The sequence below is a fragment of the Kitasatospora sp. NPDC057965 genome (genome assembly GCF_042887135.1).
Taxonomy (GTDB): Bacteria; Actinomycetota; Actinomycetes; order Streptomycetales; family Streptomycetaceae; genus Kitasatospora.
In genome coordinates, this window is record NZ_JBHVPZ010000010.1 from 148,241 (window position 1) to 163,076 (window position 14,836).

Consider the following 14,836-nt stretch of genomic DNA (forward strand, 5'->3'; position numbering starts at 1 on the left):
GCGGCGAACGTGCGTCTGAGGTGGTCACGGCCGACACATTAGCAGTAAAGCTTTGAGATGTTCAAAGTAGTTGTTTGAGTTCTGGATACGGTCCAATTGACCGGTTGACAGTTATACGTATAACTTGAGGGCATCCCCGCCCGCTCTGCCCGCCCCGACCGGAGATCCCGCCCATGGGCTACCTCGCCCTGCTCCGCGCCCCGCACGTCGGCCGCCTCCTCTTCGGCACCCTGCTCGGCCGCCTCCCGGCCGGCATGACCGCCCTGGTGATCGCCCTCGCGCTGCGCGAGGTCCACGCGCCGTACAGCCGGATCGGCCTGGCCACCGCCGCGTACGCGATCGCGGCGGCCGTCGGCGGACCGGTGCTCGGCCGGATCGTGGACCGCACCGGGCAGCCCCGCGTCCTGCTGGTCTCCGCGGTGGTCGCCGGCGGCGGCTACGCCCTGCTGGCGCTGGCCCCCGGCTCCGCGGTCGCCGCCCCGCTCGGCGCCGCCATCGCCGGGCTGGCCATGCCCCCGCTCGAACCCTGCCTGCGCTCGCTCTGGCCGGACGTCGTCGAGGAGGACCAGCTCGACACCGCCTACGCCTTCGACTCCGCCTCCCAGCAGACCCTCTACGTCGCCGGCCCGCTCGCGGTCGCCGGCATCGCGGGCACGGTCGGCGCGGTCGCCGCGCTCTGGGTGGCCGCGGCCCTCGGCCTGATCGGGGCGGCCGTCGTCGCCACCACCGCGCCGGCCCGGGCCTGGCAGGCCCCGCCGCGCGCGCACTCCTCCGGCCTGCTCGGACCGCTGCACTCCCCGGGCCTGGTCCTGCTGCTGCTCGGCCTGGCCGGCGCCGGCTGGGCGGTCGGCGCGCAGAACGTGCTGTTCATCGCCTACGCCGAGGCCCACGCGGCGGACGGCCTGCCCGGCGGCGCCGGCACCCTGCTGGCCCTCGCGGCGCTCGGCGGACTGCTCGGCGCACTCGCCTACGGCGCGGTGCCGTGGCGCAGCTCGACGGCCACCCGCACCTGGCTGATGGCGCTCGGCATGGCCGTCAGCTACCTGCCGCTGATCCTGCTCCCCGGACCGGTCGCGATGGCCTGGCTCGCCTTCGTCTCCGGGATCGCGCTGGCCCCGCTGCTGGCGGCGGCGTTCGTCCTGGTCGCCGAGCTGGCCCCGACCGGCACCGTGACCGAGGCCTTCGCCTGGCTGGTCACCCTCTTCGCGACCGGCAACTCGCTCGGCTACGCCGTCTCGGGCCACCTCGCGGAGGGCTCGCTGCGCCCGGTGGCGCTGTGCGCGGCGGGCGGGATCGGCCTGGGCGCACTGCTGCTGTTCGGCGCCCGCCGCTGGTTCCGGCCGGCCGCCGAGCCGGCCGCGGCGCCGTCGCTGCCCTCCGAACCGGTGCCGGCGGGCTGACGCCCGCCGCATCCCCCAACGTGGCTGTGCCCGTCGGACCGGGTGGTCTGGACGACGGGCGCAGCCACTTCTTCGGCGCGGACGAGCGCACGGACCACGGCGCGGTCCGAACGGACGGTCAGCCGGCGTCCGGCGCCGCGGCGGTGGAGGAGCGCCGCACCAGCGAGGTGGCGAGCGGCGGCACCGGCGCGACCGGCTCACCGCGGAGCAGCCCGGCGAGCGCGGCCACCCCGACCCGGCCCAGCTCCTCCCCGGGCAGGTCGACGGTGGTCAGCGGCGGGGCGAGCAGCGCGGCCACCGGGACGTTGTCGATGCCGATCACCGAGAGGTCGCCGGGCACCCGCAGCCCGCGCTCGGCGGCGGCCTGGTAGACGCCGGAGGCGACCACGTCGTCGTCGCAGATCACCGCGTGCGGCCGGTCCGGGCGGGCGAGCAGCCGGTGGGCGGCCTCGCGCGCCGCCGGGTGGCCCTCGTTCAGGCTGACGCCGAGTTCGACCACGTCCAGGCCGAGCGCCCGAACCGTCTCCTCGAAGGCGGCCTGGCGGACCCGGAAGGTGTACGCGGAGTGGGTGGAGCGCAGCCGGCCGAGCCGGCGGTGGCCGAGCGCGGCCAGGTGCTCGACCGCGGCCCGCATGCCGCCGGCCACGTCCAGCTCGATGGTCGGCCGGGCCCGGTCGGTGCCCGGGTCGGCGTCCAGGAAGACGGCGGGGGTGTCGGCGGGCAGCTCACCGAGCTGGCTGTCGTCCGGGGAGCAGATCAGCAGGCCGTCGAAGCGGCTGGTGGTGGCGGCCTCGGCGAGCGTGGCGCTGCCCCAGCCGGAGCTGACCACCACGGCCAGGCCGTACTTGCCGGCCTCCTCGTGGACGCCCTCCAGGACCCGGCCGAAGAACGGGCCGAGGATGTTCGGCACGGCCAGCAGGATCATGCCGCTGCGGCCCAGCCGCAGTTGCCGGCCGGCCGCCTGCGGGCGGTAGCCGAGGCCGCGGGCGGCCTCCCGGACCCGCTCGCGGGTGGCGTCGGAGACCCGGCGGCCGGCCTCGGAGCCGGAGAACACCAGCGAGACGGTGGCCTGCGAGACCCCGGCGAGCCGGGCGACGTCCCGGCCGGTGGGGCGGCGGACCGGGGCCGGCCAGGTTCCGGCCACGGGCCCACCGGTGTCCCCGGCCCCGGCACTGTCCGGTGCGGCGCTGTCCGGCGCGGCGTTCTCCGGTGCGGCGCTGCCCGGTGCGGCGTTCTCCGGCACGGCGGCGCGGGTCAGTTCTGCGGGGCCGAGGCGGCGGGGCCGGAGGCGGCCTTCTTGGCGGCCGCCGCGCGGGCGGCCTCGTCGGCGGCGTCCTCCTCGGCGTTCTGCGCGGCGATCTTGGAGGCGGTCCGGGTCCGGATGCCGTCCACCTTGCCGGAGATCTCCGCCGACATCTCGTCGCGCTGGCGGCTCAGCAGGACGTAGCTGAGCGGGGCCGAGGCGACCGCCGCTAGCAGGAAGAGGAAGACCACGCCGGCCTCGCCGGAGACCGGGATGACCTGGAAGTGCCCGAGGAGCAGCGCGATCAGCAGGCAGCCGAGGAAGATCGAGACCCGCATCGAGGTGTAGCGGAGCGTGGCGTGCGACTTCTTGCTGACATTGCTGCCCACCGGGGACACATCCTTACTGCGCTGGGGACCGGGCCGGTCTCCCAGTGAAGCATGCCCGACACCCCCGGCGGGGAACGGGTCCCATCGGGCAGCGCCCGGGCGACCGCGCGATCAGCGCAGGTCGAGCCACATGATGACGTCGTCCCGGTCGTCACCGGGCGCGACCCGGATGGTGGCCGGCACCCGGCCGACCTCGACGTAACCGCTGCGGGCGTAGAACGACTCCAGGCCGAGCCCGCCCCGCACCTGGAGCTTCAGCCCCTCCAGGCCCCAGCCGCGGGCGATCCGCTCGGCCTCGGCCATCAGCGCGACGCCGTACCCGCGCCCCTGGAGTTCGGGGTGGACCATGACCTTCACCACCAGCCGCCAGTGGTCCATCGGCCCGAACCGCATCGACTCGAAGACCAGCATCGCGGCGAGCCGGCCGGTCCCGGGCTCCCTGGCGATCAGCAGCCGGTCCGGTCCGGCCGGTGCCGTCCCGGCGAACTGCCGCTCCCCGGCGGCCCGGACCTCCTCCTCGGTCACCCGGTGCACGAAGCCGACGGCCCCGCCGGCGTTGCTCGCGGCCGTCCACAGGCCGGTGATCTCGGCGCGCAGCGCGGGGTCGAGTGCGGGATCGAGGGTGAAGCTCAGCGTCATGACTCCGGAGCCTAGTCGCCCCTTACGACACGACGGCGGCGGTCCGTTCCCGCCCGCCTTCCGGTCCGCGCTCCCGCAGCGCCAGGCAGAGCAGCACCGCGACCGCGCAGAGCCCGCCGGCCGTGTACCAGGCGAGGTCGTAGTCGCCGAGCGCGTCCCGGGCGAATCCGGCCAGGCCGGCCACCACGGCGGCGCCGATCTGGTGGCAGGCCAGCGCCCAGCCGAAGACGATCGGCGCGTCCTCCCCGAAGTGGCGGCGGCAGAGCGCGACGGTCGGCGGCACGGTGGCCACCCAGTCCAGCCCGTAGAAGATGACGAACGCCAGGATCGGCGGTTCCAGCGAGCCCGCGAACAGCTGCGGCAGCACCAGCAGCGAGAGCCCGCGCAGCGCGTAGTAGACGATCAGCAGCAGCCCGGCGTCGAGGCGGTCGGTGAACCAGCCGCTGGCGACGGTGCCGATCACGTCGAACACACCGATCAGCGCGAGCAGGCTCGCCGCCGTGGTGACCGGCATGCCGTGATCGTGGGCGGCCGGGATGAAGTGGGTGCCGACCAGTCCGGCGGTGGTCGCGCCGCAGATCGCGAAGGAGCCGGCCAGCAGCCAGAACGCCCGGGTGCGGGCGGCCTCCCGGAGCACCCGCAGCGAGCGGGCCAGCGCCCGGTCCCCGCCGACGGGCGCCGGCGGCGGCTCGGTCGCGCCGTACGGGAGCAGGCCGAGGTCGGCGGGCCGTTCGCGCATCAGCAGCAGCACCGGGACGGCCACCGCGCTGGCCGCCAGCGAGACCACCACGACCGCCGTGCGCCAGCCGTGCTGTTCGACCAGCCAGGCACCGAGCGGGAGGAAGACCAGGTTGCCCGCCGCGCCGGCGGCCGTCAGCACGCCGGTGACCAGCCCCTGCCGGGCCCGGAACCAGCGCCCGGTGATCGTGGTGGCGAACGCGCCGGCCATCGAGCCGCTGCCGAGGCCGACCAGCACGCCCCAACAGAGCATCAGCTGCCAGGGCTGGCGCATCAGCATGGTGAGTCCGGCGCCGACCGAGATCGTCAGCAGCGCGCAGACCACCACCAGTCGCACGCCGAACCGGTCCATCAGCGCGGCGGCGAACGGCGCGGTGAGGCCGTAGAGGGTGAGGTTGACCGAGGTGGCGGCGGAAATCGTGCCCATCGACCAGCCGAACTCGGTGTGCAGCGCGTCCATCATCAGGCTGGGCGTGGAACGGAATCCGGCCGAGCCGAGCAGCACCAGCAGGGCGACGCCGGCCACCACCCAGGCGTAGTGCACCCGGGGCGCGCGGACGGGCGTGGGCGCTGAGGGTCCGGCGGACGCTGACGGTCCGGCGGGTGTTGGGCGTCCGGTGGGTGTTGGGCGTCCGGTGGGGGCGTCGGTCTCGTTCACCCGGCAGAGTCTCCCGACGGCGCGGACGGACCACGAGGGGCGGGACTGCCGACTTCCGCCGGAATCGGGCCAACCGGGGGCGGGAACCGGCCCGACCGGAATCCGAGGTTCGGCGCGCGGGCCGGGTGGCCGAAAAGGACCACCCGCGGCGGGCGGATCGGATGGCGGCGGGCCGCACGCACCCCGAGCACGGCACGGCCGGCCGCCATCCAACCTCGGCACACGGGCCCTGAACCCGTGCCACGCCCTCCGCACTCGCCAAGGAGCCAACGTACGGCCGACCCGCGGCCCCCCTTGCTGACGTGGTCCCCCTGGACAGCAGCACCGCAGTGGCGTTCGGGTGTTCCCTCGGCGTCCCCTCGCGACGGAGAGCTGCACCCAAGCGTGATCAGTCGGATACGTCACGTCAATGGTTTGTCCGAAATTCGGAATGGTTGCGTCAGCTTTCGGCCCCGGGGCCCATGGGACGTCAGAGCCGCGCGGGCGGGGCCCGTCAGGGCTGCGCCAGCGCCGCCCAGTCGACGGCGGTGAGCGGATCCGCGGGCCGGGCGTCCGGGCTGATCTCGCACCAGACCCGCTTGCCCGTGCCGTCGGGGTACCAGCCCCAGCGGTCGCAGAGCAGCTCGACCAGTTCCAGGCCTCGCCCGTTGGTGGCGTCGACGTCCGCCCCGGCGTGCCGGGGGGCGGGGGCGACCTGGCTGGCGTCGGCGACCTCGACCCGCAGCGGACCGACCGTCGCCGACTCGCGCACCCCGTCGCGTCCGGCCGTGCCCGGGGCGGCGTCCGGTACGGCGCCGGGGAGGTCGCCCAGCGGGAAGCAGAGCCGCAGCACGGCCGGACAGCCGGTGTGCACCACGGCGTTGGTGACCAGTTCGGAGACCACCAGGACCACCGTCTCGGCGATCGGAGCGTCCGGGTCCACCCCGTGGTTGAGCAGCCGCGAGCGGACCCACCGACGGGCCCGGCCGACCTCGGCGGGGTCCGCCTGCACCGCAAGCTGTACCTGAAGAACCTGCACCGCTCCACCACCCGCACTCGCAGTTCGGCCACCGTCTCGGCCGGGCCCTGGTCGCCCGCCCGGCCAGGGCGCGCACCGGGCCGGCCGTCCGTCGGGCCGCCGCCCGGCGGGGTGACCGCACGCCGCACCCGCCGCGGCGCGCCCGCGCCACCTCGTCCGCCGCCGCACCGGCCGCGACACGAATACGCCTCAGGATGAGTCGGCGGGCGGACCGCAGCAAGCGCTTCGGGCATATTCCAGCGATCGGGGGACGGGGCAGGGCATACTGTCCCGCTCACTCTGGCGAGCCCCGGACCGGCGATCGCCCGGCCCGGACCGACCGGCCCGGCCCGCCCGGCCCACGACGCAGAGGCGAACCTACCGCCGTCCGCCCCTCCCGCCGCACCCGCCACTCGCGAACCACCCGTGCGACATATGTCCAGCCCCCTTCGAACAGCTCAACCGCAGGATCGACGGCAGATCCCACGATCTGACGATCCGAAGCCCCGGCCTCCGTTCTCCGCCGAATCCGCGCGCCGCCCGAACCGCGCGGGTTACCGTGGGACCGTCAGCGGTCGGTCCGGCAGGAGGGGTGGTGACCGGTGGCCACCACCGACGGCGCCCCGCGCCGGGACGAGCAGCTGCAGCGACGCCTGGCCCGCGGCGAAGAGACCGCCCTCGGCGAGCTGTACGACCAACTCGCGCCGATGGTCCACGGGTTGGCCGGGCGGATACTGGCCGACCAGACCGCGGCGGCGCAACTCACCCGGGAGATATTCGCCCACGTCTGGGAGCACCCCGAGGCCTTCGACCCGGCCCGCGGCTCGCTCCGCGCCTGGCTCGGCGCGCTGACCCACCGTCGCGCGGTGGACCGGCTGCGGGCGCGCCGCGCCGCGGAGGCGGGTTTCGCGGGCGACGAGGCGCAGGACGGGTTCCACGACGAGATCCGCGCGGTGGCCGCCGCCGCCCGGGTCCAGTACGCGGTCGCCGCCCTGCCGCAACCGCTGCGTGAGACCATCGCGGAGTCCTACTACGACGGCCGCACCTACCAGGAGACGGCCCGCCGGCTGGGGATCAGCGAGCAGGCCGCCAAGCAGCGGATGCGACAGGGACTGGAACTGCTCGCCACCGAGTTGGAGCAGGAGCGCGCCCGGCACCGGGGCCCCGCCCCGGCCGACCCGGGACGAGCCGACGCGCAACGAGCCGGCACGGACGGCGCGGACCCGTCGGCCACGGAACGAGCGGACGGGAGCGCGCGGTGGAAGGAGGGCGGGGGGACGTGACGATCACCGACGAGCAGCACGAGGCCCTGCGCTCGCTGCTCGGCGCCTGGGCGCTGGGCGCCGTCCAGCCCCGCGAGGGCGCCGAGGTCGAAGCCCACCTGGCCGGCTGCCCGGAGTGCGCCGAGCAGGCCGAGCGACTGCGCGAGGCGGCCGGCTGGCTCTCCGTCGAGGAGCCGCTGGACCAGCCCGCCGCACTGCGCAAGCAGGTGCTCGACTGGTGCCTGGCCCGCCGCCCGGCCGATCTGCCGGTCCCCGCCTGGGGCATGCCGTACGCCGCCGAGACCGCCAAGTTCGACGCGCTGCTGCGCGACCTCGGCCCGGAGGAGTGGCAGGAGGTCGCCGAACTGCCCTGGCACGGCGGCACCGAGTACCTGCGCCCGGCCGAGGTGCTCTGCCACCTCGCCGCCGTGGACGGCTACCTGGCCGTCGCCCTCGGGCTGCCCGACCCCGTCCCGTCCGGCACCGGTCCCGTCGGCACCGCCGCGTCCGGCGCCGGGCCGGTGGCCGAGCGCCGGGTCCCGCCGCAGGAGGCCGTCCTCCCGTCGGTGCCCCGGGTTCCGCAGCAGGCCGGCCGGCCCTGGGCCCGGATCGCCGAGCGCACCGCCCGGCTCACCGCCGAACAGGCCGGCCAGCCGCCGCAGCGGATCCGCGCCCGGTGGCGCCGGCACTGCCACCAACTGGTCCGCTCGGCCGCGCTCGCCCCGCAGGGCAACACCCCGGTGGACTTCGGCTTCGCGACCGTCCCGCTCCGGGACGCCTTCGTCGACCGGGCCTTCGAGTGCTACGTGCACGGCGAGGACGTCGCCCGCGCGGTCGCCTACCCGTACGACCCGCCGGCCCCGCGGCACCTGCGGCAGATGATCGACCTGGCCGTGCGGATGCTGCCGCCGGCGCTGGCCGGACAGCGGGCGGCGCACCCCGAGCTCACCGGAGCGGCGGTCGGCGCGCCGGACGGCGGCCCCGGGCGCGCGGACGGGGCCCGGACCGGCCGCCGGGTCCGGCTGGTGATCGACGGCCCGGCCGCCGGGGAGTGGCTGATACCGCTGGACGGTCCGGAGGCGGGCCCGCCGGTCGGCGAACCGGTGGCCGTGATGGTGCTGGACGGACTGGAGTTCTGCCAGCTGGCCGCCGCGCACCGCGACCCGGACCGGCTGCCGGTCGGCGAGCACGGCGACCGGGCCGCGATCCGCGAGGTGCTGCGCGCGACGCCGCTGCTCTCCCGGCCCTAGGGTCCCGGCCCGAAGCCTGCTCGCTCAGGCGAAGACGACCGTCCGGGTGCCGTTCAGCAGCACCCGGTGCTCGCTGTGCCACTTCACCGCGCGGGCCAGCGCCTGGCACTCGACGTCCCGGCCGAGCGCGACCAGCTGGTCCGGGGTGATGTCGTGGGTCACCCGGGCCACCTCCTGCTCGATGATCGGGCCCTCGTCCAGGTCGGCGGTGACGTAGTGCGCGGTGGCGCCGATCAGCTTCACGCCCCGGGCGTGCGCCTGGTGGTACGGCTTGGCGCCCTTGAAGCTCGGCAGGAAGGAGTGGTGGATGTTGATCACCTTGCCGGAGAGCTCGGTGCACAGCCGGTCCGACAGCACCTGCATGTAGCGGGCCAGCACGACGAGCTCGACGTTCTCCTTGGCGACCAGGTCCAGCAGCTGCTGCTCGGCCTCGGCCTTGGTCTCCCGGGTCACCGGGATGTGGTGGAACGGGATGCCGTAGCCCTCGGTGAGGTCGCGGAAGTCGGTGTGGTTGGAGACCACCGCGGCGATCTCGACCGGCAGCGCGCCGATCCGGGTGCGGAACAGCAGGTCGTTCAGGCAGTGCCCGAACTTGCTCACCAGGAGGACGATCCGCAGCTTCTCCTCGCTCGGGTGGATCTGCCAGTCCATCCCGAACGAGGCGCCGATCGCGGCGAAGCTCGCCCGCAGCTTGTCGACGGTCACCGGCTCGGCGGCGGAGAAGTGCACCCGCATGAAGAACAGACCGCTGTCCCCGTCACCGAACTGCTGGCTGTCGATGATGTTGCACCCGGTCATGAAGAGGTAGCTGGAGACCGCGTGCACGATGCCCTGCTTGTCCGGGCAGGACAGCGTGAGGACGTACTGGGCGCTGGCCGGCTGCTGTTCCACGGTGGGGGTATCCCGTCCTGGGCTCGTACTGGTGTGAATGCTCCAGCGTGTCACACTCCGGGACGACCCCCGCCCGGCTGCCCGCACTGCGGACGGGCCCGCCCGGCGCCGGGCCGCCGGGCCCCTTCCGGTCCGGGTCCCACCCGGTTCGGACCCGGGTCGGACCCGGACCGGACCCGGGTCAGACCTGGGTCAGGATCCGCAGCACGTCCAGCGAGCGCGGCGGGACGTCCGGGTCCTCGCCGTCGTTGACCGCCAGCTTGACGTGCGCCTCGCGGGCCGCCCGGACCGCCTCCGGCCAGCCGTGGTGCTCCAGGTAGGCGGAGGCGGGGGCGTCCGCGCCGACCTCGTGCAGGATCCGCACCACCCGCAGCACCGCGACGTCCACCAGCGTGGCCTCGGCGGAGTCCCGGAAGATCGTGCCGACGTACTTCTCGGCCGACCAGCGGTCCAGCCAGGTGTCCTCCACCAGGCGGTAGACGGCGTCGGTGACGTCGCCGTACCCCTCGCGGCCGGACAGCCAGGCCTCCCGCTGGAACCCGGGGTCGGAGAGCATGTGCAGCGCCGAGCGGAGTCGGGCCCGCCAGCGCCACCAGGGAAGGTCGTTGAGCGGCATGCCGCCCATCGTGCTGGAGCGGTGACCCGGACGAGAAGGGTTTCGGGCAGACCGATACGAAGATTCTGTGCTGGCGGACATGGGAATCGATCGTACGTTCCCCCACCGTTGGTGCTCCACTCCCGATCTACACGCGTTCCCCCTCGGATTTCCACCCCCGTTTGCCGGCTGTTGGCTGGACGGCCCTCTCGGCTTGCTCCACCGGGGATTGGCTGGAACCAGTGCGCAGCACACTGCGCCCAGGGAGGGAAAGACCGATGACCAGCCGCAGGGGCTCGTCCCAGGCCATGCACCCGATCGCGGGACGGCGCCGCCGGCGCCCGATCGCTGCCGTCGCGACCGCCGCGGCGGTGCTCCCAACCCTCTTCTCGGCCTCCGCGTGCGGCGGACCGGCCGATGCCGCCACCGGCAGCGGCGACCTCACCGTGATGACCTGGGCACCGTCCGACACCGGATCGGCCGACCGCCCCGGGATGACCGCCCTCGCCGAGGCGATCGGGCGGGACATCAACGTCAAGGGCGGCCTGCACGGCCGCCGACTGCGGGTCATCACCTGCAACGAGCACAACACCTCCGACGGTTCCAAGGCCTGCGCCCAGCAGGCGGTGGACGCCAAGGCGGTCGCGGTGCTCGGCTCCTACAGCCAGTTCGGCGACGACTTCATGCCCGTCCTGGAACGGGCCGGCATCCCGCTGATCGGCGGCTACGGGCTGTCCCAGCCGGAGTTCAGCAGCCCGCTGTCCTACCCGGTGGGCGGCGGCATGCCGGCGCTGATCGGCGGCAGCGGCCGGCAGTTGGTGGAGGCCGGCTGCAAGACGGTCTCGCTGATCCGCCCGGACACCCCGGCCGGCGACAACCTGCTCGGCTACCTGGGCAACGCGCTCAAGCCGTCCGGGATGAAGCTGCTGGACGTCAAGGCGCCGGAGAAGTCCAACGACTACTCGCCGGAGGTCCGCAAGGCGATCGGCGGCGACCAGCCGGGCAGCTGCGTCACCAGCGCGCTGGGCGCCGAGCCGACCGGCAACCTGCTCGACGCCTTCCGCCGGACCGGTGCCAAGAACACCCGGATCGCCTCGGTGATCGGCAGTGTGCAGCAGTCGGTGGTCGACTCCACCGGCGGCGACTCCGGCCCGCTCGCCGGCGCCTTCGTGACCGGCTGGTACCCGCCGGAGTCGGCCAAGATCTGGGACGGCCTGCGTGCGGTGATCCGCTCCGACAGCGCCGGCCGGCACATCGACGCCGCCGACCCCGGGGTGCAGACCACCTGGGTGGCCTACGAGGTGTTCCGGCAGATCTCCGACCGGCTGGCCGCGGCCGGACGCGCGGTCTCCAGCAAGGCGGTCACCGGCCTGCTGGACGGTGGCGAGCAGATCGACGTGGGGCTCACCCCGCCGCTGAACTGGGCGACCACCAACATGCTGCCGAGCACCGAGTCGCCCCGGCTGGTGAACACCTGGGTCACCTACCAGGTGGTCAAGGGCGGGCAGCTGACGCTGCAGCGGCCCGGCTTCGTCGACGTGCGCTGGGTGCTCACCGGGGGCAAGCCGCCGGCCTGATCCGCCCGTTCCACCCCGCGGTTCCCGGGGCCCGGCCGTCCACCGGTCGGGCCCTTCGCGTTTCCGGCGCCGGCCGGCCGCGGTCCGGTGCGGGACGGTGCGGGACGGTGCGGGACGGTGCCGCCGTACCGTCCGGCCGGGGTCAGAGGTCGCCGTCGGTGCGGGTGGGCAGACCGGTCTGGCCGGCGACGGTGTTCCAGAGCCCGGCCGCCTGCTTCTTCGCCGTGGTGGCGGTACCGCTCGCGGCGACGGCGTTCTTGTAGTGCTGGTTGTCGTTCTTCTTCGGGTCGCAGCCGCCCTGGGCGTCCGCGGCCCAGGCCGCGTACTCGTCGTCGGCGGTCGCCGAGGCCGTCCACGCCGCGTTCAGCTGCTCGACCAGCTGCGGGCCGCCGGGCAGCTTGTCGGTCTTCAGCCCGGCCAGCTTGGTCTGCAGCTCCCGGCGCTGCCCGGCCGCGGCGGTCAGCGCCTGCTGAGACTCCGGCAGCTTGTCGCACTTCTGCACCGCGGCGACCGCGCCGATGACCGCCTGCCGGCTGTCGTTGGCGGTGCCGAGCAGGTCGGAGAGCGACTGGGCCTGCGCCTTGACCTCCGGGTTGACCGAGGCGGTCGTCGGGCCCGCGCTCTGGGCCGTGGCGGCGGCCGTACCGCTGCCGGTCACCGGGGGGACGGCCGTCTTCGCCGTACCGGCCGTGTCGTCGCCGCCGTTCAGCAGCACCGCGACCAGGACGGCCGCCGCGACACCGCCCGCCACCACGCCGCCGATCAGCAGCTTGGACGAGGGACGGCCGCCGCGGCCGCCGTCCCGTCCGCCCGGGGCCTCGCCCGGGTGGTCCGGGTAGCCCGGCGCGGGCCGGTCGGCGTACCCCGGCTGCGCGGGCGGGTAGCCGCCCGCCGCTTGCGGGTCCCCGGCCGGGTACGGCGGCAGGTACTGGGTCGCCTGGGCCGGGTCGGCCGGGTAGCCCGGCTGCGGGGCGCCGCCCCAGCCCGGCTGCTGGACCGGGATGGCCTGGGTCGGCAGCGCGCTGTCGCCGAGGTACTCCGGCTGCCCAGCCGGCTGCCCCGGGTACGGCCCGTACGGCTGTCCCTGCGCCGGCTGGCCGGGGTGCTGTCCCTGCGGCGGCCCGTACGGCTGCCCCGGCGACGGCGGGCCGGGCTGCTGCCCCGACTGCTGCCCCGACTGCTGCCCCGGCTGCGGGCCCTGTGGCGGACCCGGCTGCTGCGCGGGCTGCTGACCGGGCTCCGGCCGGAACAGGTCGTCCAGGTTGAAGTCACCCGAGTTGGGGTACGAGCGGCGCTGGCTCAACGCGATTCCTCACCTGTGCACGACCGCGCGCTGACGGCGGACCACATCTCGTCGGTTCTTGGGGGCATCACAGTTCCTTGGACGTCGCGCCCACGCTACCGGTTCACGGAACCGGCCGACCACGTGGGCGGTCCATCCCTCACCGACCCTGCACGCTCCCCGCCGTCCTCCTTGACGGCCCCCGGATCAGGCGGCCTCCGCCTCGGCCCGGGCCTGGAACTCGCGCACCACCCGCTGCTCGCGGTAGGGCTCCAGACGGCGCCGGAACTCGTCCAGGTACTCCACGCCCCGGTTGGATCGCAGCCCGCTCAGCAGCCGGACCGCCTGGGCGCCCGTCTCGCAGGCCCGCTCGACGTCCCGCTGCTGGAGCTGCGCCGTCGCCAGCAGCACGAGGTCCACCGCGCGGCGCCGCACCCGGGTCGGCGGGTGCAGGTCGAGCGCCCGGCGGGCGTAGTGCTCGGCCGGGCCGGCCTGTTCGAGGTCCCGGTGGCAGTGGGCCAGTTCGTCGGCGAGGTAGGCGTCGTCGAAGTGCACGATCCAGTCCGGGTCGTCCTCCGGGCGGCGCTTCTCCATCATCTCCAGCGCCTTGGCGGCCACCGCCTCGCAGGCCTTGGCGTCGCCGAGCAGGGCGTGCCCGCGCGCCTCGGCCGCGTAGAACATCGCCATCGCGGTCGGGGTGGCCACCGTCCGGGCGCCCTCCTGGGCGGCCCGGGCGAGCTGGGCGATCTCCCGCGGGTTGCCCAGGGTCGCCGCCAGGTGGCTCATCGAGGCCGCCAGCACGTAGCCGCCGTAGCCCCGGTCGTCGGCGGCCTGGGCCAGCCGCAGCGCCTGGATGTAGTACCGCTGGGCCAGGCCCGGCTGGCCGGTGTCCACCGCCATGTAGCCCGCCAGCTCGGTCAACCGCGCGACGGCCGCGAACAGTTGGCGGCCGGTCTCGTCCCGGTAGGAGCCGCCGAGCAGCCCGGAGACCACGCTGTTGAGGTAGTGCACCACCACCGGGCGCACGTGCCCGCTGCCGAAGCGGTGGTCCAGGTCGACCAGCATCGCGGTGGTCGCCTTGACGGCCGCCACGTCCGTCGGACCGACCCTGGTGCCGCCGGTGCGGGCCACCACCGGGTCGGGCGGGGTGATCAGCCAGTCCCGGCTGGGCTCCACCAGGGCGGAGGCCGCCACCGTCGCCCCGGTCAGGAAGTCCCGGCGGCCGACGTCGCTGCGCCACAGCTCGCACACCTGCTCCAGTGCGGCGCCCAGCGTCGGCGCGAACTGCAGACCGATGCCGGAGCTGAGGTTCTTGCCGTCGGCCATGCCGATCTCCTCGACCGACACGCTGCGCCCCAGCTTGCGGCCGAGCGCCTCGGCGATCACCGCCGGGGCCTGCCCGCGCGGCTGCTGGCCGCGGAGCCAGCGCGCGACGGAGGTCTTGTCGTACCGCAGGTCAAGACCGTGCTCGGCACCGCAGAGGTTGACTCTCCGTGCCAGACCGGCGTTGGAGCAGCTGGCCTCCTGGATCAGCTGCTGGAGACGCTCGTTGGGCTGTCGTGCGACAAGTGGTCTCGCGGCCATTGGCTTCGCCTCCCCACACCCTCCGGTCCCGGCCGGCGGGCGACGCTTTCTGCTGATCTCGGTTGCCGAGTTGCCGACTGTCCGACCGTTCAAGGAAACTGACACAAGGTTAGCGATCAGCAACGCCACCGGGATACCCACGGTGACGATCCCCACCCCCCGCGCGCCCGGGAGAATGCTCCTGTGCGCCCCCACTGCGCCCACCCCGCCTCCCCCCGGCGCGCTCCCGCACGGTCCGCCTCACCGGTTCGGGTGAAGAGCCCCCGCATGGCGCAGCGACCGGGATCCCCCCGTAACTCGTCTCACGCACGGTAGTTGAGTACCCCGTGGA

At 74.7% G+C, this 14,836-nt stretch carries 13 protein-coding genes; 4 read left to right on the plus strand and 9 right to left on the minus strand.

Translation table 11 applies throughout. From position 1 onward, the window contains the following. Window positions 1-173: 173 nt before the first annotated feature. Complete coding sequence (locus tag ACFVVU_RS15455; protein WP_387790234.1) at window positions 174-1,400, plus strand: MFS transporter; 1,227 nt, start codon at window positions 174-176, stop codon at window positions 1,398-1,400. Window positions 1,401-1,518: 118 nt separating this feature from the next. Here the strand turns inward: ACFVVU_RS15455 and ACFVVU_RS15460 are convergent, their stop codons facing one another. The 5 genes from ACFVVU_RS15460 to ACFVVU_RS15480 all read right to left on the minus strand — a co-directional run bounded on the left by ACFVVU_RS15460 (window position 1,519) and on the right by ACFVVU_RS15480 (window position 6,085). Beyond that, window positions 1,519-2,643, minus strand: coding sequence for a LacI family DNA-binding transcriptional regulator (locus ACFVVU_RS15460; protein ID WP_380680069.1), 1,125 nt, complete (start codon window positions 2,641-2,643; stop codon window positions 1,519-1,521). Window positions 2,644-2,654: 11 nt separating this feature from the next. Continuing rightward, on the minus strand, window positions 2,655-3,032 hold the full coding sequence (locus ACFVVU_RS15465) for a DUF4229 domain-containing protein (RefSeq protein ID WP_380680072.1): 378 nt from the start codon (window positions 3,030-3,032) through the stop codon (window positions 2,655-2,657). Window positions 3,033-3,143: 111 nt separating this feature from the next. Continuing rightward, a complete protein-coding gene (locus ACFVVU_RS15470; RefSeq protein ID WP_380680075.1) occupies window positions 3,144-3,671 on the minus strand; it encodes a GNAT family N-acetyltransferase in 528 nt (175 codons plus the stop codon). A gap of 22 nt (window positions 3,672-3,693) precedes the next feature. Next, the gene (locus ACFVVU_RS15475) at window positions 3,694-4,953 is read right to left on the minus strand and encodes an MFS transporter (RefSeq protein WP_380680078.1); all 1,260 of its coding nucleotides are present in this window, start codon (window positions 4,951-4,953) and stop codon (window positions 3,694-3,696) included. A 607-nt stretch (window positions 4,954-5,560) separates the two neighbouring features. Continuing rightward, on the minus strand, window positions 5,561-6,085 hold the full coding sequence (locus tag ACFVVU_RS15480; protein WP_380680081.1) for an ATP-binding protein: 525 nt from the start codon (window positions 6,083-6,085) through the stop codon (window positions 5,561-5,563). Window positions 6,086-6,666: 581 nt separating this feature from the next. Here ACFVVU_RS15480 and ACFVVU_RS15485 point away from each other — a divergent pair. Together ACFVVU_RS15485 and ACFVVU_RS15490 are read left to right on the plus strand one after the other, a co-directional pair. Next, window positions 6,667-7,347, plus strand: a complete 681-nt coding sequence (locus tag ACFVVU_RS15485) for a sigma-70 family RNA polymerase sigma factor (RefSeq protein WP_387790236.1) — start codon at window positions 6,667-6,669, stop codon at window positions 7,345-7,347. Beyond that, window positions 7,344-8,576 (plus strand): zf-HC2 domain-containing protein, encoded by a 1,233-nt coding sequence (locus ACFVVU_RS15490; RefSeq protein ID WP_387790238.1) that lies wholly within the window; start codon window positions 7,344-7,346, stop codon window positions 8,574-8,576. Before ACFVVU_RS15485 ends, ACFVVU_RS15490 begins: the two co-directional genes overlap by 4 nt. Window positions 8,577-8,600: 24 nt before the next feature. Here the strand turns inward: ACFVVU_RS15490 and purU are convergent, their stop codons facing one another. Together purU and ACFVVU_RS15500 are read right to left on the minus strand one after the other, a co-directional pair. Next, complete coding sequence (purU, locus tag ACFVVU_RS15495; RefSeq protein WP_387790240.1) at window positions 8,601-9,467, minus strand: formyltetrahydrofolate deformylase; 867 nt, start codon at window positions 9,465-9,467, stop codon at window positions 8,601-8,603. A gap of 181 nt (window positions 9,468-9,648) precedes the next feature. Beyond that, entirely contained in the window at window positions 9,649-10,164 is a 516-nt protein-coding gene (locus ACFVVU_RS15500; RefSeq protein ID WP_387790242.1) for a hypothetical protein, read from the minus strand. 176 nt (window positions 10,165-10,340) lie between these two features. Here ACFVVU_RS15500 and ACFVVU_RS15505 point away from each other — a divergent pair, with 176 nt between their 5' ends. Further along, window positions 10,341-11,639, plus strand: a complete 1,299-nt coding sequence (locus tag ACFVVU_RS15505; protein ID WP_380680093.1) for an ABC transporter substrate-binding protein — start codon at window positions 10,341-10,343, stop codon at window positions 11,637-11,639. A 142-nt stretch (window positions 11,640-11,781) separates the two neighbouring features. On the opposite strand, the gene ACFVVU_RS15510 is transcribed toward ACFVVU_RS15505, so the two are convergent. Further along, on the minus strand, window positions 11,782-12,942 hold the full coding sequence (locus tag ACFVVU_RS15510) for a hypothetical protein (RefSeq protein WP_387790244.1): 1,161 nt from the start codon (window positions 12,940-12,942) through the stop codon (window positions 11,782-11,784). A 186-nt stretch (window positions 12,943-13,128) separates the two neighbouring features. Then, on the minus strand, window positions 13,129-14,505 hold the full coding sequence (locus ACFVVU_RS15515; protein ID WP_350553764.1) for a transcriptional regulator: 1,377 nt from the start codon (window positions 14,503-14,505) through the stop codon (window positions 13,129-13,131). Window positions 14,506-14,836 lie beyond the last annotated feature (331 nt).